Annotated in this window: 15 protein-coding genes; 5 read left to right on the forward strand and 10 right to left on the reverse strand. The window is 72.6% G+C overall.

What is annotated here, in order from left to right; genetic code table 11:
* Positions 1-15 precede the first annotated feature (15 nt).
* The 4 genes from BKA00_RS20570 to BKA00_RS20585 form a co-directional block, all read right to left on the reverse strand.
* Positions 16-1,386 carry a family 2B encapsulin nanocompartment shell protein gene (locus tag BKA00_RS20570; RefSeq protein WP_185027353.1) on the reverse strand — a complete coding sequence of 457 codons (1,371 nt, stop codon included), beginning with the start codon at positions 1,384-1,386 and terminating at the stop codon, positions 16-18.
* Positions 1,383-2,816 (reverse strand): family 2B encapsulin nanocompartment shell protein, encoded by a 1,434-nt coding sequence (locus tag BKA00_RS20575; protein WP_230299334.1) that lies wholly within the window; start codon positions 2,814-2,816, stop codon positions 1,383-1,385. Before BKA00_RS20575 ends, BKA00_RS20570 begins: the two co-directional genes overlap by 4 nt.
* Before the next feature lie 384 nt (positions 2,817-3,200).
* A complete protein-coding gene (locus BKA00_RS20580; RefSeq protein WP_230299335.1) occupies positions 3,201-4,610 on the reverse strand; it encodes an MFS transporter in 1,410 nt (469 codons plus the stop codon).
* 121 nt (positions 4,611-4,731) lie between these two features.
* A complete protein-coding gene (locus tag BKA00_RS20585; protein WP_185027356.1) occupies positions 4,732-5,397 on the reverse strand; it encodes a hypothetical protein in 666 nt (221 codons plus the stop codon).
* Positions 5,398-5,696: 299 nt separating this feature from the next.
* Here BKA00_RS20585 and lpdA point away from each other — a divergent pair, with 299 nt between their 5' ends.
* The gene (lpdA, locus tag BKA00_RS20590) at positions 5,697-7,100 is read left to right on the forward strand and encodes a dihydrolipoyl dehydrogenase (RefSeq protein ID WP_185027358.1); all 1,404 of its coding nucleotides are present in this window, start codon (positions 5,697-5,699) and stop codon (positions 7,098-7,100) included.
* 65 nt (positions 7,101-7,165) lie between these two features.
* On the opposite strand, the gene BKA00_RS20595 is transcribed toward lpdA, so the two are convergent.
* Entirely contained in the window at positions 7,166-7,771 is a 606-nt protein-coding gene (locus BKA00_RS20595) for a hemerythrin domain-containing protein (protein ID WP_185027360.1), read from the reverse strand.
* 89 nt (positions 7,772-7,860) lie between these two features.
* Entirely contained in the window at positions 7,861-9,099 is a 1,239-nt protein-coding gene (locus BKA00_RS20600) for an NAD(P)/FAD-dependent oxidoreductase (RefSeq protein ID WP_185027362.1), read from the reverse strand.
* Positions 9,100-9,232: 133 nt separating this feature from the next.
* On the opposite strand from BKA00_RS20600, the gene BKA00_RS20605 reads away from it, so the two are divergent.
* Both BKA00_RS20605 and BKA00_RS20610 read left to right on the forward strand, forming a co-directional pair.
* The gene (locus BKA00_RS20605; protein WP_185027364.1) at positions 9,233-10,765 is read left to right on the forward strand and encodes a PucR family transcriptional regulator; all 1,533 of its coding nucleotides are present in this window, start codon (positions 9,233-9,235) and stop codon (positions 10,763-10,765) included.
* A gap of 89 nt (positions 10,766-10,854) precedes the next feature.
* Positions 10,855-11,211, forward strand: coding sequence for a DUF1259 domain-containing protein (locus BKA00_RS20610; RefSeq protein WP_185027366.1), 357 nt, complete (start codon positions 10,855-10,857; stop codon positions 11,209-11,211).
* Between the two features lie 80 nt (positions 11,212-11,291).
* Here BKA00_RS20610 and BKA00_RS20615 read toward each other — a convergent pair whose 3' ends face one another.
* Positions 11,292-12,296, reverse strand: a complete 1,005-nt coding sequence (locus BKA00_RS20615; RefSeq protein ID WP_185027368.1) for a hypothetical protein — start codon at positions 12,294-12,296, stop codon at positions 11,292-11,294.
* Between the two features lie 275 nt (positions 12,297-12,571).
* On the opposite strand from BKA00_RS20615, the gene ddaH reads away from it, so the two are divergent.
* Positions 12,572-13,411 carry a dimethylargininase gene (gene ddaH / locus BKA00_RS20620; protein ID WP_185027370.1) on the forward strand — a complete coding sequence of 280 codons (840 nt, stop codon included), beginning with the start codon at positions 12,572-12,574 and terminating at the stop codon, positions 13,409-13,411.
* Positions 13,412-13,453: 42 nt separating this feature from the next.
* Here ddaH and BKA00_RS20625 read toward each other — a convergent pair whose 3' ends face one another.
* From BKA00_RS20625 to BKA00_RS20635, 3 genes are all read right to left on the reverse strand, one after another.
* Positions 13,454-14,728 (reverse strand): MFS transporter, encoded by a 1,275-nt coding sequence (locus BKA00_RS20625; protein WP_230299336.1) that lies wholly within the window; start codon positions 14,726-14,728, stop codon positions 13,454-13,456.
* Positions 14,729-14,758: 30 nt separating this feature from the next.
* Entirely contained in the window at positions 14,759-15,331 is a 573-nt protein-coding gene (locus BKA00_RS20630) for a helix-turn-helix domain-containing protein (protein ID WP_185027373.1), read from the reverse strand.
* A 103-nt stretch (positions 15,332-15,434) separates the two neighbouring features.
* Positions 15,435-16,595 (reverse strand): IS30 family transposase, encoded by a 1,161-nt coding sequence (locus BKA00_RS20635; RefSeq protein WP_221493078.1) that lies wholly within the window; start codon positions 16,593-16,595, stop codon positions 15,435-15,437.
* A 98-nt stretch (positions 16,596-16,693) separates the two neighbouring features.
* Here BKA00_RS20635 and BKA00_RS20640 point away from each other — a divergent pair, with 98 nt between their 5' ends.
* The gene (locus tag BKA00_RS20640; protein WP_185027375.1) at positions 16,694-17,683 is read left to right on the forward strand and encodes a transcriptional regulator; all 990 of its coding nucleotides are present in this window, start codon (positions 16,694-16,696) and stop codon (positions 17,681-17,683) included.
* Positions 17,684-17,688: the final 5 nt, after the last annotated feature.

The raw sequence follows: 17,688 nt of genomic DNA on the forward strand, positions 1-17,688 counted from the left end.
GCGGGTCCCCTCTCGTCAGCGGGCGATCTCGACGTTCTCCAGGACGCCGAGGGCGTCGGGGACCAGTACGGCGGCCGAGTGGTAGGCGCTGACCAGGTAGGTCAGCAGCCCCTTGTCGTCGATGCCGGTGAACCGGACGGTGAGGCCCGGCCGGACCTCGCCGTCCAGCCCGGTGCGGTGCAGGCCGACGACGCCCTGGTCGTCCTCGCCGGTGCGCAGCGCGAGGATCGAGCTGGTCCCGGTCGCGGAGATCGGGATCTTGTCGCAGGGCAGGATCGGGACGCCGCGCCAGGCGTGCGCGCGGCGGCCCTCGACCTCGACGGGCGCGGGGTACACGCCGCGCCGCGTGCACTCCCGGCCGATCGCCGCGATCGTCTTCGGGTGGGCGAGGAAGAACCGGGTCTTGCGGCGCCGCGCCAGCAGCTCGTCCATGTCGGCGGGGGTCGGCGGGCCCCCGAGGGTCTGGATGCGCTGGCGCAGGTCCGCGTTGTGCAGCAGGCCGAAGTCGCGGTTGTTGACCAGTTCGTGCTCCTGGCGCTCCCTGATCTCCTCGATCGTCAGCCTGAGCTGCTGCTCGACCTGGTCCATCGGCTCGCCGTAGAGGTCGGCGACCCGGGAGTGGACGCGCAGGACCGTCTGGGTGACGGCCAGCTCGTACTCGCGGGGCGAGGTCTCGTAGTCGACGAACGTGCCGGGCAGGACGGGCTCGCCGTCGTGCCCGGACGCCACCTCGATCGCCGCCTCGCCGTGCCTGGTCCGCGGCGGGGCCGGCGCGGCCCGGTACGCCTCCAGGTGCGCGCGCAGCGCCTCGGACCGCTCGGTCAGCTCCTCGATCGCCCGCCGCGGCAGCGACAGGACGATCACGGGGGTGAGCGCGCGGAACGTGTGCGCCCACTCCGCCGGCTCGCCGAGCAGGGCGTCGGCGCCGAAGAAGCCGCCGCCGTCGCGGACGCCGACCCGGCCGGCGGCGTCGTAGGCGCCGGGGGCGCTCTCCTCGACCTTGCCGTGCGCGATCAGGTGGACCGCGTCGAGGGGCCCGCCCGACTCCGCGATCACCTCGCCGGGCTCGTACTCGCGCTGCTCGAACCGCGCGGCGAGACCGTCCAGGATCGCGGGGTCGGACAGGCCGCGCAGCGGCGGCAGCTCGGCCAGTTCGGGCGGGACGACCCGGATCGCCGCGCCGTCGTTGACGAACGTCACGATCCCGTCGCCGAGCCGGTAGGTGAGCCGGCGGTTCACCCGGTAGGCGCCGCCGGAGGCCTCCACCCACGGCAGTCGCGACAGCAGCCACCGCGGGGTGACGCCCTGCGTCTGCGGAACGGTCTTGGTCGTCGAGGCGAGGTTGCGTGCGGCGCGGGTGGAGAGGGCCAGCCGTTCCTCCGTCACGCGCCGGCACCGCCGTGCGCGACCTCGACCGACTCCAGCATGCCGAGCGCGTCGGGCACCAGGACGGCCGCCGAGTAGTACGCGCTGACCAGGTAGTTGAGGAGCGCCTTGTCGTCGATGCCCATGTACCGGACCGACAGCCCCGGCTGGTACTCGTCCGGCAGGCCGACCTGGTGGAGGCCGACGACGCCCTGCGCCGCCTCGCCGGTCCGCATCAGCAGGATCGAGCTGGTCAGCGTCGACGAGACCGGGATCTTGTTGCACGGGAAGATGGGCACGCCGCGCCAGCCGGGCACCTTGTGGCCGCCGACGTCGACGCTGTCGGGGTAGATGCCGCGGGCGCTGCACTCGCGGCCGAACGCGGCGATCGCCTTCGGGTGCGCGAGGAAGAACGCCGGGTCCTTCCAGACGAGGGTGAGCAGGTCGTCCATGTCGTCGGGGGTGGGCGGGCCGGAGCGGGTGTGGATGCGCTGCGACAGGTCGGTGTTGTGCAGCAGGCCGAAGTCGCGGTTGTTGACGATCTCCTGCTCCTGGCGCTCGCGCAGCGCCTCGATGGTCAGCCTGAGCTGCTGCTCGATCTGGTCCATCGGCTGGTTGTAGAGGTCGGCGACGCGGGTGTGGACGCGCAGCACGGTCTGCGCGACGCTCAGCTCGTACTCGCGGGGGGACGCCTCGTAGTCGACGAACGTGCTCGGCAGGACGGGCTCGCCGTCGTGGCCCGACGCCACCTCGATCGCCGCCTCGCCGTGCGCGTTGTGCGCGCGGCGCGGGCTCGCCCGGTACTCCTCCAGATGCGCCTGGAGGGAGGAGGACTGGCCGAGGGTCTCCTGGAAGTCGGACTGGCTCATGCTGAGGATCGTGCAGGTGGTCACCGCCTTGACGGTGTGCTCCCACGTCGGCGGCTCCTCGCCCTCCTCGGTCCCGAGGAGGGCCTGCTCGCCGAAGAAGTCGCCGTTCGCGAGCGTGCCGAGGACGGCGTCGGAGCCGTACTCGCCCGCGCCGATCTTGCTGAGCTTGCCGTGCGCGACGAGGACGACGCGGTCGACCGGGCGCCCCCGCTCGACGACGACGTCGCCGGGCGCGAACTCCTGCTGGGTGAAGCGCCCCGCGATGGCGTCCAGGGTCAGGTCGTCGTCGTAGCCGCGCAGCGGGGCCAGCTCGCCGAGCTCGCGCGGGATCACGCGGACGTCGGCGCCGGTCGTGACGAACGTGACGCGGCCGTCGCCCAGCGTGTAGGTGAGCCGCCGGTTGACGCGGTAGGTGCCGCCGGACGCCTGCACCCAGGGAAGCAGCTTCAGCAACCACCGCGACGTGATGCCCTGCATCTGCGGGACGGACTTGGTCGTGGTCGCCAGGTTCCGCGCGGCGGCGGTGCTCAGGCTGTGCTGGTGGTCCTGTTGCTGCCGTTCCTGATGCTGCTGTTCCGTCACGTCCACACCACCGATTCGTCGTGGTCTTGCGGGGAAGTTGCGGCCTTTGGCCACCGGTGACGCTACAGACGGTAATGAGACGGTCGCAAGGAGCCATTGACAGCACCTCTGTTTTGCTCCCGCGCCACACAACTCGCACCCAGGCGCGATATCCCCCGTAACGCCGGACGGCGCCGGCGATGCGGGCCCCGGCACCGGCCGGTGGGGCGGCGAGCAGCGGTTCTCACCCTCTGTGGAGGTTTCGCGGCAGGTCAGGCAAGGCGGACGTGGGAAAGATCACTCTGCGGCCCGGTTCCGGGGAGGAAAGATCCACCGCGACCTGATGTCGTCCACGGCGTGCACCGGACCGGGCCCGGTTCAGGACGGGCCCGGCGGCCCCGGGCGTCAGCTCCGCCGCGCCCCGGAGCCCACCGGTTCCGGGGCGTTCTCCTCCCCGGCCCGGTCGATCGGCACCCCGGCCGTCTCCGGGATCCTGATGATCGGCAGCAGCGCGACCAGCGCGACGATCATCAGGTAGTAGGCCGGGACGTAGTTGGAGCCCGTGGCGTCGATCAGCGAGCCCACCAGCACGGCCGCCGTCCCGCCGAACAGCGACGTCGAGATGTTGTAGCCGATCGCGAAGGCCCCGTACCGGACCTTGGTCGGGAACATCGCGGGGAACGTCGCGCCGATCACCGCCAGCATCAGCACCAGCAGCCCGCCGATGACCGCGTAGCCGACCGCGACCCCGGCCGGGTCGTGGGTCTGCATGAGCGCGAACGCCGGCCAGGACAGCACCAGGAAGCCGACCGCGGCGGCGATCAGCAGCGGCTTGCGGCCGATCCGGTCCGACAGCGCGCCGAGCGGCAGGATCACCGTCATCATCGCGGCCTCCACGCCGATCGTGGTGAGCTGCGACGTGGTGTCGTCCATGTCCAGGAAGTCGACGAGATAGGACGGCATGAACGTCAGCAGCGTGTAGACGGCGACGTTCAGCAGGACCACGATCCCGATGAGCCTCAGGATGGTGCGCCAGTGGTACTCCAGGGTCTCCTTGAGCGGCGACCGGGCCTTCCTGCCCTCCGCCTCCATGTGCTGGAAGGTCGGGGTGTCCTCGATCCGCGTCCGGACGTAGAGCCCGACGGCGCCGAGCGGCAGCGCGATCAGGAACGGGATCCGCCAGCCCCACCCGTGCATCGCGCTCTCGCTGAGGGAGAGGTCGATCAGCAGCACGAGCCCGGCGCCCATGATGTAGCCGCCGAGCGTGCCGAACTCCAGGAACGCGCCGTAGAACCCGCGCCGTTTCGTGGGCGCGTACTCTGCGATCATCGTGGCGGCGCCGCCGTACTCGCCGCCCGTCGAGAAGCCCTGGACGAGCCGGACGCCGAGCAGCAGCAGCGGCGCGCCGAGCCCGATCGTGGCGTAGCCGGGCAGGATGCCGATCACGAACGTCGAGCCCGACATCAGGATGATCGTGGCGGCCAGCACCCGCTTGCGGCCGAGCCTGTCCCCCATCGGGCCGAAGAACATGCCGCCGAACGGCCGGGCGAGGAACGCCGCCGCGACCAGCGCGAACGAGCGCAGCGTGGCGCTGCCGCCCGCGTCCTCGGGGAAGAACACCGTGCCGATGATCGAGGTCATCACGCCGGCGCTGAACACGCCGAAGTCGAACCACTCGATGCAGTTGCCCATCGCCGAGGCGATCACGGCCTTGCGGACGGCGCCCTCGCCGGGCCCCGCGCCCTCCGGCGGTCCGGCGCCCTCGCCTCCGCGTCCCGGATCCGCTCCCTGCCGCGCGTTCGTCGAGTCGTTCACGGACTGCCCCTGCCCGAAGATCAGGAAAAGTAACGCCGGGTTGGGGCTCCGATGACTCTGCGGTAGAAGGGCCTGGTCACGCTCGGCCGGGCTCCCGGCCGGCCTCCCGGTCAGGTCCTGGTCATGCCTTGCGGGACCGGCGGCGCGTCCGCGCGGTGTCCGCGTCCTCCGGGGCGTCCGGGCCGCCGAGGAGGTCGTCGGGCAGCGCGGGCAGGACGGTGGTGCGCAGCGGGTCGCCGTCCAGGGGGTCGGCGGCGCGAGTCGGGGCGTCGTCCCGTCCGGGGAGCTCGTCGGTGGTCAGAGGGTCGCCGGGGTCGCCGGTGTCGCCGGGGGTTCGGGTGCCGCCGGTGGTCGGGGGCTCGCCGGGCAGCTCGTTGGTGGTCTGCGGGTCGTCCAGCAGCTCGTCGAGGGACACGGTGGTCTCCGGGTCGCCCGGCGCGTCCAGCAGGTCGTCCTCGGGGATGGAGACGAGCGCCTGCGTCTCCTGCGCCCCCCGCGTGATCACCCCGCTGGCGAGGACGGTGTTGCGGTGCCGCAGCGCGCCGTTCTCGCGGAGCAGGTTGTCGATGTCGGAGCGGGCGCGGGCGACGCGGCGGCTCATCCGCAGGTGCACGACGAGGCCCCCGGCGGCGGCGCCGAGGACGAACCCGGCGACCGGGAGGCCGACGGCCGGCGGCGCGAGCGTGGCGACCAGCGCGACGACGACCAGCGCGACGACCACCGCGAGCGCGAGCAGGTGTTCTTCCACCCAGTCCAGGACGGTGTTGACGCGCTTGGGGATCCTCACTCGTCTTCTCCTCCACTCGGCTCGGAACGGGGACAACGACCGGGCCGAGGCGCGATGTTCCAGCGCCGCGGCACCGCCGTTCCAGGGGACGCCTCCGGGCTCCGCGGCCGGGACGGCTCCGGGCTCGCGCCCCTGCGCGCCGCCCTGTCAGTCGACGGGCTCCCACGGATCGTGATCGGAGGGAGACCTTGCCGAAACCCTAACAGGACGTGACGGCCGGATCCGACCCGGCGCCCCGCGCGTCGCCGGAGGGCCGCCGGGATGCGAACACATGGTCGCGGCGAATATCGTCCTTGGATATGAGCGAACACTTTGACGTCGTGGTCCTGGGCGCGGGCCCGGGTGGATATGTCGCCGCGATCCGGGCGGCGCAGCTTGGGCTGAAGACGGCGATCATCGAGGAGAGGTACTGGGGCGGGGTGTGCCTCAACGTCGGCTGCATCCCCTCGAAGGCGCTGCTGCGCAACGCCGAGCTGGCGCACATCTTCACCCACGAGCAGAAGACGTTCGGGATCAACGTCGAGGGCAGCGTGTCCTTCGACTACGGCGTCGCCTACGAGCGCAGCCGCCAGGTGTCGGACAAGCTCGTCAAGGGCGTCCAGTTCCTGATGAAGAAGAACAAGATCAAGTCCTACAACGGGCGGGGCACGTTCACCGACCCGAACACCCTCCAGGTGGCGGGGCAGGACGGGTCGAGCGAGACGGTCACGTTCGACAACTGCATCATCGCGGCCGGCGCGCACACCAAGCTGCTGCCGGGCACGTCGCTGTCGGAGCGCGTGGTCACCTACGAGGAGCAGATCCTCAGCTCCGAGCTGCCGGGCAGCATCGTCATCGCGGGCGCCGGCGCGATCGGCGTCGAGTTCGCCTACGTGCTGCACAACTACGGGGTGAAGGTCACGATCGTCGAGTTCCTCGACCGGATGGTCCCGAACGAGGACGCCGACGTGTCGAAGGAGCTGGCCAAGCGCTACCGCAAGCTCGGCATCGACGTTCTCACCTCGACGCGGGTGGACGCGATCGACGACTCGGGCGAGAAGGTCAAGGTCACCGTCACCGGCAAGGACGGCGCGCAGCAGGTGCTGGAGGCCGACAAGGTGCTCCAGGCGATCGGGTTCCAGCCGAACGTCGAGGGCTACGGGCTGGAGAAGACCGGCGTCGCGCTGACCGACCGGGGCGCGATCGACGTGGACGGCCGCTGCCGCACGTCCGTCCCGCACATCTACGCCATCGGCGACGTCACCGCGAAGCTGATGCTCGCGCACGCCGCCGAGGCCATGGGCATCGTCGCGGCCGAGACCATCGGCGACGCCGAGACGATGGAGCTCGACTACGTGATGATCCCGCGCGCCACCTACTGCCAGCCGCAGGTCGCCTCGTTCGGCTGGACGGAGGCGCAGGCGAAGGAGCAGGGCTTCGAGGTCAAGACCGCCAAGTTCCCGTTCAGCGCCAACGGCAAGGCGCTCGGCCTCGGCGAGGGCGACGGCTTCGTCAAGGTGATCAGCGACGCGAAGTACGGGGAGATCCTCGGCGCGCACATGATCGGCCCCGAGGTCACCGAGCTGCTGCCCGAGCTGACCCTGGCGCAGCAGTGGGACCTCACCGTCAACGAGGTCGCGCGCAACGTGCACGCCCACCCGTCCCTGGGCGAGGCCATGAAGGAGGCCGTGCACGGCCTGGCCGGGCACATGATCAACCTCTGATCCGCGGAACGGCACGAGGCCGCCGCCACGTTCGCCGTGGCGGCGGCCTCGCCGTTTCCCGCCGGTCAGGACGCCGGCCAGCGCTCCAGGGCTCTGTAGGCGGGCCGCCACTGCGTCTCGAACGCGGCGCGGGCCGGCTCGGGCAGGACGGACAGCGCGGCCGCGGCCGTCGCGTCGTCCACCCCGTCGAGGAGCCAGGGCAGCACGCGCGGCGCGTTCGGGCCGACGTGGCGGCCGTGGACCTGGCCGAAGGCCTGGAACTGCTCCGCCGTCAGGGTGGCGTCGATCAGCGGGAGCGCCTCCTTCTCCTCGTGCGCGAGGTGCGCGGTCAGGGCGGTGGCGAGGGCGTCGACGAGCTCCCCGACGGGTTCGGCGCCGGTGTCGATCGCCTCGACGAGGGGGTCGACGGCGGCGTGCTCGGCCTCCATCGCGTCCAGCAGGGCGAGGTCGTCGCGGCCGGTGAGGCTCTCCCGGAGGACCGGCCAGAGGGCCTCGTCCTCCGCGGTGTGGTGGGCGTGCAGCGACAGTTTGAACAACTCCCAGCCCGCCGCCGCGGCCAGCAGGCGGCGGGGGTCGTCGTCCTCGCGCGCGGTCACCTTGGCGAGATGCTCCAGCTCCCTCCTCAGCGCGCCGTGCATCACGTACATCAGGGTCCAGTCGTATCCGCTCATCGCTCCTCCTTCTTCACCGCGTTGACGGAGCGGACGGAGGAAAGGTGACGGCGGATGGCGACGGCTCGGGCCGGAACGCCCGCGGAACGTCAGCGGAGCGGGTCGAACGGGTCCAGCTCGCTCGGGCGGCGCCCGGTGGCGATCATCTCCGCGAGGAGGCTCCCGGTGGCGGGGCCGAGCGTGATGCCCCACATCCCGTGGCCGCCCGCGGCGAAGACCCGCGGCGACCGGGTCGCGCCGATCAGCGGGAGGCCGTCGCGGGTGCAGGGGCGCGACCCGACCCACTCGTCCTCCCGCGCGCCGAGGTCGGCGCCGCGCAGCAGCGGGCGGGCGGCCTCGACGATCGCCCGGATCCGGCGCGGGTCGAGCGGCGCCTCGGGACGGCGGAACTCCATCATCCCGGCGACGCGGAGCCGGTCCCCGAGCGGCGTGCAGGCGACCCGCTGCGCGGGAAAGTACACCGGCCCGTCGGGGACGCGCTCCATCGGCACGCTGAAGCTGTAGCCGCGGCCCGCCTGGACGAGCGCGCCGACGCCGAACCGCCGGGCGAGGTCGCCGAGCCACACGCCGCTCGCCAGGACCACCGCGTCGAACGCCTCGAAGTCGCTGCCGCCCGTGCGGACGGCCACGCCGCCCGGCTCGTCGCGGACGTCCGTCACGTCCGCACCCACGCGGATCTTGCCTCCGCGGTCGCGGACGGAGTCGGCGAGCGCGTGCACGAACACGCCGGGGTTGACGAAGCGCTGGCCGCGCAGCAGGATCGCCGCGCCGATCTCGTCGGAGAGGGCGGGCTCCACGACGCGCGCCTCGTCGCCGGTCAGGACCTCGTACTCCAGTTCCTGCCCGGCGGAGCGGATGTGCTCGATCTCCTCCAGCAGGACGCGCCGCTCCTGCTCCGTCCGGTACGCGGCGAGGAAGGACCCGGCCTCGTTCGTCTCCGCGCGGACGCCGCCGTCCAGCAGCGCGTCGAAGCCCGGCAGCGCCCGGCCGTTGATCGGCACCAGCGCCTCCATCGCGCGCCGCCACCGCGCGGCCGTGCTGTTGCGTGCGAAGCCCGCGAGGAACCGCAGCAGGCGCGGGTTGGCGCTCGGCGGGACGTAGACCGGCGACGACGGGCTGAGCACCGCGCGCACGCCGTAGGAGAGGACGGCCGGTTCGGGCAGCGGGGTCGCCAGGCCCGGGGTCAGCCACCCGGCGTTGCCCCAGGACGCTCCGGCCGCGACGTCCCGCCGGTCGAACACGGTGACGTCCTCGCCGTGCTCCTGCAGGAACCATGCCGTGGACAGACCGACCATCCCGGCCCCCACGACGGCGACTCGGCGCGCCATGGCCTCTCCTCTCCTCGTGAAACCGGTCACTTCGATGGTGATGCGTCCGCGAGCCGATACCTCTGTCGAGTTCGGCCAATCAATGGGTCCGCCATGATGCGAAGCGCACAATGGGAGGGAGGAGCGTGATCGAATGATCAGTGTGACCGGCCTGGTCGACGCGCTGGGTCCGGGGCTGCTGCGCCTGGTCGCGCCCGGCCGCGACGCGCAGGTGCACGACGTCGTCCTGGCCGAGCCCGGCGAGGCGGCCGGGCAGCCGGGAGAGATCGTCCTCGGCGCCGGGGTGACGGATCCGGCCGGCGCCGTCGCGCTCCTGGAACGCGCCGACGCGGCGGGGGCGAGCGGCGTGGTGTTCAAGTCGCCCCTCGCCGGGGCCCCCGAGGTGATCGCCGCGGCGCGCCGCCTGGCGCCCGCCCTCGTCGAACTCCAGCGGGACGCGTCCTGGACGCACGTCATCTGGCTGGTCCGCGGCGCCGTCGACCGCGCCCACGCCCCGCTCCCCGGACCGTCCGGCCCGCAGGACGACCTGTTCGCGCTGGCCGACACGGCGGCGGAGATCGCCGACGCGCCGGTGACGCTGGAGGACGCGCGCTCCCGCGTCCTCGCCTACTCGGGCCGCCAGGACAGCACCGACCCGGCCCGCGTCTCCACGATCGTCGGGCGTCGCGTCCCGCCCCAGGTCATCGCCCACCTGCGGGCCTCGGGGGTGTTCCGCAGGCTGGCCCGGTCGAGCGACCCGGTCCTCGTCCCCGCGGGCCCGGACGGCATGCTGCCCCGCCTCGTCATCCCGGTCCGCGCCGGCGGCGAGTGGCTCGGCTCGATCTGGGTCGTGGCGCGCACGGCGGTCCCGCCCGACCGCGTCCGGCGCCTTGCCGACCTGGCCTCCGTCCTGGCCCTGCACCTGCTCCGCCTCCGAGCCGAGTCCGGCGTCGCACGCCGCGTCACGGCCGACCAGGTGCGCGCCGCGCTCCAGGACGGCTCGCGGCCGGTCCCGGCGCCACCGCCCTGGCGCGTGGTCGCGCTCGGCGACCGGGACGAGACCGAGGACATCCGCCGGCGCCTCGACCTCTGGGAGGCGATCACCCACCGCTACGGCTGGCACCGCCCCCTCCTCGCCGACCTCGCCGGCACGATCTTCGCGGTCCTGGCCGAGCCCGGCGGCGACACCGCCGAATCCGGAACGACCCCCTGGCTGCGCCACGTCCTCACCCGTGTCCGCGCCCACGACCGCACCCTGTACGCGGCTGCGGGCGGCCTCGCCCACTCCCCCGACGACCTCCCCCGTTCCCGCGCCGAGGCGTCCGAGATCGCGGCCCTCGTCGGCTCCGGCAGCCTCGCCCCCGGAACCGTGCTCCTGGAGGACGTCTGGGACGCCGTGGTCGTCGAGCGAGCCCGCAGGGCAGTCGGCACCGCCCTGCTCGGCGGCCCCCTCCCCGCCCTACGCGCGCACGACGAGAAGCACGGAACGTCCTATCTCCCAACCCTCGCGGCCTGGCTGGACCACTACGGCGACCCGAAGGGAACCGCCCAGGCCTTGGCCGTCCACCCCAACACCCTCCGCCACCGCCTACGCCGCATGACCGAAGTGACCAAGGTAGACCTCGCGAGCCCCCAGAAACGCCTAGCCCTCCGCCTCCAACTGTCAGCCCTCGAAGCCCACCCCTAGCGCCGACTTGCGGCGTGTTGCCCTTATGAGCGCCCCCAGAAGGGCAACACGCCGCAAGTCGACGCACCGCCCTTCACCTTTCCGCGCCGATGCCGCAGCACTCGCCGCCGCACCCCAAGACCCCTCTCCCCGTACGGAAGCTGGAGAGGATCCTCGGCGGGGACGCGACGGTCGGGGAGAACGGGATCGTCACGGTGACCGTGCGGCGCACCGACAGGATCCGGCTCGGCGGCGTGGTCCCCGACTTCTCGATGACGGCGAGCGAGACGCAGCCGGTCATCTCGGTCATGCGCCGCCATCGCTGGGAGGTGGGCTGCCTCTACAACCAGGAGACCGACGAGCACCCGCAGCTGTACTTCTCGCACATGTACCGCGTCGGTGACCCCGTCACCCTCGCCCGGCAGATCCGCGAAGGGCTCGACCGCACGGCCGCCAAGCGCGCCTGACCGGCGGGCTCCGGCACTCGCGATGAGGCGGCCGGCGACGAATCCGTCGCCGGCCGCCCCGCGCGAGAGCGACCGTTCGGTCAGCGCGCCAGATGGTCCCTCAGGCCGGGAGGCCAGGCCTCGACATCCCGGTTCACCAGCGACCCGGCATGCTCGGCGGCTCCTTCGACCCGGAACAGCACGATCCGTCCCTCCGGCTCCGGAGCGGCCACGGTCCGGTGCGCGACCTTCGACGCGTCGAAGGGGAAGCCCCAGTGCACCAGCCGGCCGTACACCCGGCCGTCGGCCACCAGTTCGGAACGCCCCACCCACCGGCTCCGCGGGCTGCGCACCACCGCGCGAAGCAGGAAGCTTCCCCGGTGGGGCCAGCCCGGATCGGACTCGTCCACGATCACGGCCGATCCCGTCCGCAGCCGCAGCGGCTGCGTGGTCGCCTCGGCCAGCGCCTCCAGCAGATCCTCGTCCGCGACCGTGATCCGAGCGACCAGCTCTGCCGCCTCCACGGCGTCCACCTGGCCGTACACGTCGTAGAACGAACCCGCGAGACCCCTGGCGAGCGCGGGATGCAGTGCCGGGTCCTCGGCCGCCACCTGGAACACGCGCCGCTTGGCGTCCCAGGGCACCGGACCGGCACCGCTGATCAGACGCTCCCAGTGCGACCGCGGCATCTGGGATGCCAGCGCCGTAAAGACCTGCGACGCCTCGGGCGATTCGAAGTAGTCGACCCAGAGCCCGTACTCGGCCGACTCGGCCACCGGGCCTGGACCGTGCACCAGCATCGCGGCGAACTGGCGCACGATCCAGTCCTGGAGGACGCGGTCACCGTTCGACCAGCACATTCGCAGGTACATCAGGATCCCGTAGGACGGGAACCTCTGGTGCAGAAGGACCCATACGGCCGCGCTCTCGGCATCGACCCCAAGATCCAGCGAGTGCGGGTCGAACTCGCCTCGGGCGGCGTCCGCGGACTCCAGCACGTCATCGACAAAGGCGTCGACACCTGGCCGGTCCAGCCCGATGCCCGCGAGCTCCCGGTCCCAGCCGGAAGTCCCGATCCGCGGCGGGAGCGGTGTCGGTTCTGACATCCCGCAACCCTAGTGCGCCCGCAACGGACGTTCCTGGCCGTCGTCGGGGGCCGGGCGGCGGCTGAACGGTGTGGTGGGCGCAGGTCCTGGCGGGCCGGGGATCGGCGGTCCCGGAGCGGCGCGAGGCCGCGCGGGCGCGCAACGAATAGCGCGAAAGAGGCGGAAACACGCAACGAACCGCCAGGTCAGAGCAACATCGGCGCATTGGATTGCGGGTGTTCGGTTCTTAGGCTTTCGCTGAGTCGTTTCCCCCTCGGACATCCCTGGAGACACCCATGACCGTCATGCCGGCGATGGAGCCGACCACCGTCCGGACCGCGCTGCGGCGGCACTACCTGATGTGCCGTCCGGACCACTTCGCCGTCACGTACGCGATCAACCCGTGGATGGACCCGGCGGCCGGCGCGGAGGCCGCGAAGGCCGTGGCGCAGTGGGAGGCGCTGCGGGCGGCGTACCTCGCGCTCGGGCACGAGGTGAGCCTCATCGACCCGATCGAGGGGCTGCCCGACATGGTGTTCGCGGCCAACGGGGCGCTGGTGGTCGGCGGACGGGTCTACGGGGCGAAGTTCACGCACCCGGAGCGGTACGCCGAAGGGCCCGCGTACGCGAAGTGGATGCTGGAGAACGGGTTCTCCGAGCTGCTGGAGCCGCAGCACACGAACGAGGGCGAGGGCGACTTCCTCACGCTCGACCACGTCATCCTGGCCGGGACGGGGTTCCGCACGGAGATCGCCGCGCACCAGGAGGCGCAGGAGTTCCTCCGCCGCCCGGTGGTGACGCTCCGGCTCGTCGACCCGCGCTTCTACCACCTGGACACGGCGCTGTTCCCCCTCGGCGGCGACAACGTCGCGTACTTCCCCGGCGCGTTCTCCCCCGGCAGCCGGGCGGTGCTCAGGCGGCTGTTCCCCGACGCGGTCCTCGCGAGCGAGGCGGACGCGGCGGTCCTCGGGCTCAACGCCGTGTGCGACGGGCGCAACGTCGTCATCAACGCCGAGGCGGTCGGGCTGATCGACACGCTGCGGGAGCACGGGTACGAGCCGCTGCCGGTCGACCTGTCGGAGCTGCGCAAGGCGGGCGGCGGACCGAAGTGCTGCACGCTGGAGCTCCGCTCCTAGTGGGCGGGGAGCTCCGCTCCTAGCGGGCGGGGAGCTGCGCTCCTAGTCCGTCAGGGCGAGGTGGCGGCGGGCCAGGGTGCGGGTGCGCAGGACGCCCGCCACGCCGATCGCCCAGATGCCGATCTGGACGGTCCAGGCCGCCCGGAACGCTCCAGGCGTGAACTCGCCCCCGGGCGACAGGGCGTCCAGGACGAACCCGATCAGCAGGATCGTGACGAGGGAGGCGACGAAGCCGCCGACGTTGACGATGCCGGTCGCGGTGCCCTGCCGTCCGGGCGGGTTGAACGTCCGGGCGTAGTCGAAGCCGATCATCGAGCCGGGGCCGCCGGGCGCGACGCACAGCACGAGCAGGACCAGCAGCCAGGGCGGCGCGGGCGGCGGCACGGCGAGGACGGCCGCCCACGCCGCCGCGTTGAGCGCGACGATGCCGAGGACGAGCCAGGAGCGGCGCAGCGGGTAGCGGGCGACGAGCCGTCCGATGAACGGTCCGGACACGACGTTGACCAGCACGAAAAGCGTGAGCAGCGTCGAGGCGGTCGCGGGGCGCAGGCCCTGCCCGGCCACCAGGTACGGGTAGCCCCACATCAGCGCGAACGTGTTGGACGAGAACTGCGTGACGAAGTGCGACCAGAGGCCGAGGCGCGTGCCGGGGTGGCGGAACGCCTCGGCCAGGTTGGTGCGCGTCTCGCGCAGGGACGGGACGTCCGCGCGCCCGGGGCCGTTGCGCAGGACGGCGACGGCGAGCACCGCCATGAGGGCGCCGAGCGCGGCGGCGGAGCCGAACGCGGTGCCCCAGCCGGGGCCGTGCAGGAGGGCGACCAGGGGGATGGCGCTGAGCACCTGGCCGAGCTGGCCGAGCTGCCCGGTGAGCTGCGTCACGACGGGGACGTAGCGTCCGGGGAACCAGGTCGCGACGATGCCGAGGACGCTGATGAACGTCATGGCGTCGCCGGCGCCGACCATCACGCGGGCGGCGACGGCCGTCCCGACGCCGGTGGAGACGGCCATGAGCGCCTGGCCGCCCGCCATGAGCAGCGCGCCGCCGGCGACCATCCAGCGCGGGCCGACGCGGTCGAGGAGGAGTCCGACGGGGATCTGAAGACCCGCGTACACGAGCAGTTGCAGGACGGTGAAGGACGCGAGGATCCCGGCGGACGCGTCGAACCGGTGCACCGCGTCCAGGCCGACGACGCCGAAGGACGTCCGGTGCAGTACCGCCACGGCGTAGGCGAGGACGCCGACGCTCCACAGCACCCACGCCGTGTGGGCGGGCTTCTTACGGGCAGGGGCTTTCTGGGGAGTTTGGGCGATCTGCACGTTTACCAAATTTATGCCACGCCTGTGCTGTCATGACCGGCGGGGCTTCGCGCGCAGGTGCATCCGCTCCCCCTGCGGCCCGAAGAGGCTGAGCACCTCGACCGGCCCGCCGTCGCCGCCGAACCAGTGCGGAAGCCGGGTGTCGAACTCGGCCGCCTCCCCCGGTTCCAGCACCATCTCGCGGCCGGCGAGGTGCAGGCGGAGCCGCCCGTTCAGCACGTACAGCCAGTCGTAGCCCTCGTGGGTCCGCGGCTCGGGCGGCGGGACCCGCTCGGGCACGACCATCTTGAACGCCTGGACGCCGCCGGGGCGCCTGGTCAGCGGCAGCACGACCATGTCGTTCATCCGCAGCGGCCGCGGCCTGATCCGCGGGTCTCCGACGGCCGGGGCGCCGACCAGCTCGTCCAGCGGGACCTGGTGGGCCTGGGCGAGCGGGAGCAGCAGCTCCAGGCTCGGCCGCCGCTTGCCCGACTCCAGCCGCGACAGCGTGCTGACCGAGATGCCGGTGGCCTCCGCGAGCGCGGCCAGCGTGACGTTGCGCTCCTGCCGCAGCCTTCTCAGCCTCGGCCCGACCCCGGCCAGGACCTCCTCGGTCGTCTCCATGTCCTCATTGCAGGTTCAGCAAACAGATTTGTCAAATCCGGAAGGCCGCGCGCACGCTCGCTGCGTCGACTTGCGGCGTGTTGCCCTTAAGAGGGCGGCGGTGTCAAGCGGTTGTTGCAACGAGGTATTCGTTGAGTGCTTGGGCTGGGGTTTTCCAGTTCAGGGTTTGGCGGGGTCGTCCGTTGAGCTGGCGGGCGACTTCGTCGAGGTCGTGCTGGGTGTAGTTGCGGAAGTCGGTGGAGGAGCGGGGGAAGTACTGGCGCAGCAGCCCGTTGGTGTTCTCGTTGGAGCCGCGCTGCCAGGGCGCGTGCGGGTCGCAGAAGTAGACCCGGCACCCGGTGGCCAGGGTGAAGTCGGCGTGCTGGGCCATCTCCGATCCCTGGTCCCAGGTCAAGGTCGCGGCCAGCTCGGCCGGCAACCGCCGCATCAAAGTGGTCAGCACGCCGGTGACCTGCTCGGACACGCGTGAGTGCGGCAACGCGCCGAGCATCACGAACCGGGTGGTGCGCTCGACCAGGGTGATGATGGCGCTGGATCCGCGGGCCCCGATCACCAGGTCGCCCTCCCAGTGCCCCGGCACCGCCCGGTCGGCCGCCTGGGCGGGCCGGGCCGAGATGTGCAGGCCCTGGATCCAGGGCCGGCGGCTGCGCGCCGCGCTCTCGGCGCGGGCCAGACGCGAGGGCGGACGGCGGGCGGCGCGGCCGCTGCGCAGCACCGACCCCTCCCCCGGCCGCAACTGCAGCTGCCGGGCCAGCTCGGCCCGCATCCGGCCCCGGGCCTGGTAGTAGATCGCCTGATAAATCGTCTCGTGCGACACTCGCATCTCCGGCTGGTCAGGATAGGCGGCGCGCAGGTGCGCCGCGATCTGCTGCGGCGACCACCGCCGCACCAGCAGATCACGCACCACCGGCCACAACCGGCCCTGGCACCAGGCCCGGCCCTTGTTCCCGCTGTTGCCGATCAACTTGCCCGGCCGGTGCCGACGCGCCCGCTCATCGGCCTTGCGCTGCGCGGCCACATGCGAGTACGTCCACCGGTACAGCCCGCCCAGCCCGCCCGGACACGCGGTGGTCGCCCGGCCCGGATACCGCGCCCCGCCCCCACCGGCGTCCGACCGCCGATAGGAGTGGTTACGGCGCACCTCCCGCCACACAGTTGACCGGTCCCGGCCGATCGCCTCCGCGATCTGCGGAAACGACCGGCCCGCACCGAACAACACCTCGATCTGCGCGCGCTCAGCAGCTGTCAGACGTCTTCCCGGCACAACAAGATCCTTCCAGGGATCTCGTTGCAACAGACACTAGAGACCGCCGGCGCTGATAAGGGCAACACGCCGCAAGTCGATGTGCCTAGGCTCGGGGGGTGGCGGACGTGGCGGAGTGGCGGCGTGTGCGGGCGGAACTCAACGCCGGCCGCGGACGGTTGGGCGAGGTCGCGGACGGGCTGTACCCGGACGTGCCGCGCGTCGCGGGAACCCCGCTGCTCTGCCGGGACGCCTGGATCCCCGGGGCGCCGATCCCGCTGGAGGAGATCCGGCTGGAGTGGGACGCGCGTCCCGTTCCGGCCGCGGTCGCCGACCCGGCCGACGGGCTCCCGGACGGCCACCGGACGTACGCGGAGGCCGTCGCCGCTCTCGCTCCGCCGAAGGTGTTCGAGGACCGTCCGAGCTACCGGCTGCTCGCGGCCGACCCGCCGGTGCTCCGGCTCGGCCCCGCCCGCTACTTCGACGCCGTCAACGTGGGCGAGTCGGTCGCTCACGAACTCGCGGCCGGGGTGGACGGGCTGCCGCTGCGCGACCGCGTCGGCGACCCGTGCGACCTGTCACGCAGGGCCGCGCTGCCCGCCGTCACCACGGTCACCGTGACGACGTCCGGGCGGTACGTCCTGCACCGGCGGGACGCGTCGAAGGTCGCGCACGCCGGCGGGCTCTACCAGGTGATGCCGGTCGGGGTGTTCCAGCCGCTCGGCGACGAGCCGCCTGATCTGTGGCAGTGCATGGTCCGCGAGTACGCCGAGGAGTTTCTCGGCGCGGGCGAGGACTACGGCGACGACTTCGTCCAGGAGGACTGGCCTTTTCACCAGGCGATGACCGCCGCCCGCGCCGAGGGACGCGTCCGGGCGCACTTCCTGGGGCTCGGAGTGGACCCGCTGACGCTCGCGGTCGACCTGCTGACCGTCGTCGCCGTCGACGACGCGCTGTTCGGCGAGCTCTTCGGCGGCCTCGTCGCGGTCAACGACGAGGGCGAGGTGTCGATGGCGCCGTTCGACGGGGCCGTCCCCCGGCCGATGCAGCCGGCGGGGGCGGCCGCGCTGGGCCTGGCGCGGCGGCACCGGGCGGCCCTCGGGCTGTAGCGGCC

This window comes from Actinomadura coerulea (genome assembly GCF_014208105.1).
GTDB lineage: Bacteria > Actinomycetota > Actinomycetes > Streptosporangiales > Streptosporangiaceae > Spirillospora > Spirillospora coerulea.

Bases quoted from the DNA above. Each gene is read 5' to 3' on its own strand.
- lpdA (WP_185027358.1), top strand. From the start codon at position 5,697: ATGAGCGAACACTTTGACGTCGTGGTCCTGGGCGCGGGCCCGGGTGGA.
- BKA00_RS20595 (WP_185027360.1), bottom strand. From the start codon at position 7,771: ATGAGCGGATACGACTGGACCCTGATGTACGTGATGCACGGCGCGCTG.
- BKA00_RS20600 (WP_185027362.1), bottom strand. From the start codon at position 9,099: ATGGCGCGCCGAGTCGCCGTCGTGGGGGCCGGGATGGTCGGTCTGTCC.
- BKA00_RS20605 (WP_185027364.1), top strand. From the start codon at position 9,233: ATGATCAGTGTGACCGGCCTGGTCGACGCGCTGGGTCCGGGGCTGCTG.
- BKA00_RS20610 (WP_185027366.1), top strand. From the start codon at position 10,855: ATGCCGCAGCACTCGCCGCCGCACCCCAAGACCCCTCTCCCCGTACGG.
- BKA00_RS20615 (WP_185027368.1), bottom strand. From the start codon at position 12,296: ATGTCAGAACCGACACCGCTCCCGCCGCGGATCGGGACTTCCGGCTGG.
- ddaH (WP_185027370.1), top strand. From the start codon at position 12,572: ATGACCGTCATGCCGGCGATGGAGCCGACCACCGTCCGGACCGCGCTG.
- BKA00_RS20630 (WP_185027373.1), bottom strand. From the start codon at position 15,331: ATGGAGACGACCGAGGAGGTCCTGGCCGGGGTCGGGCCGAGGCTGAGA.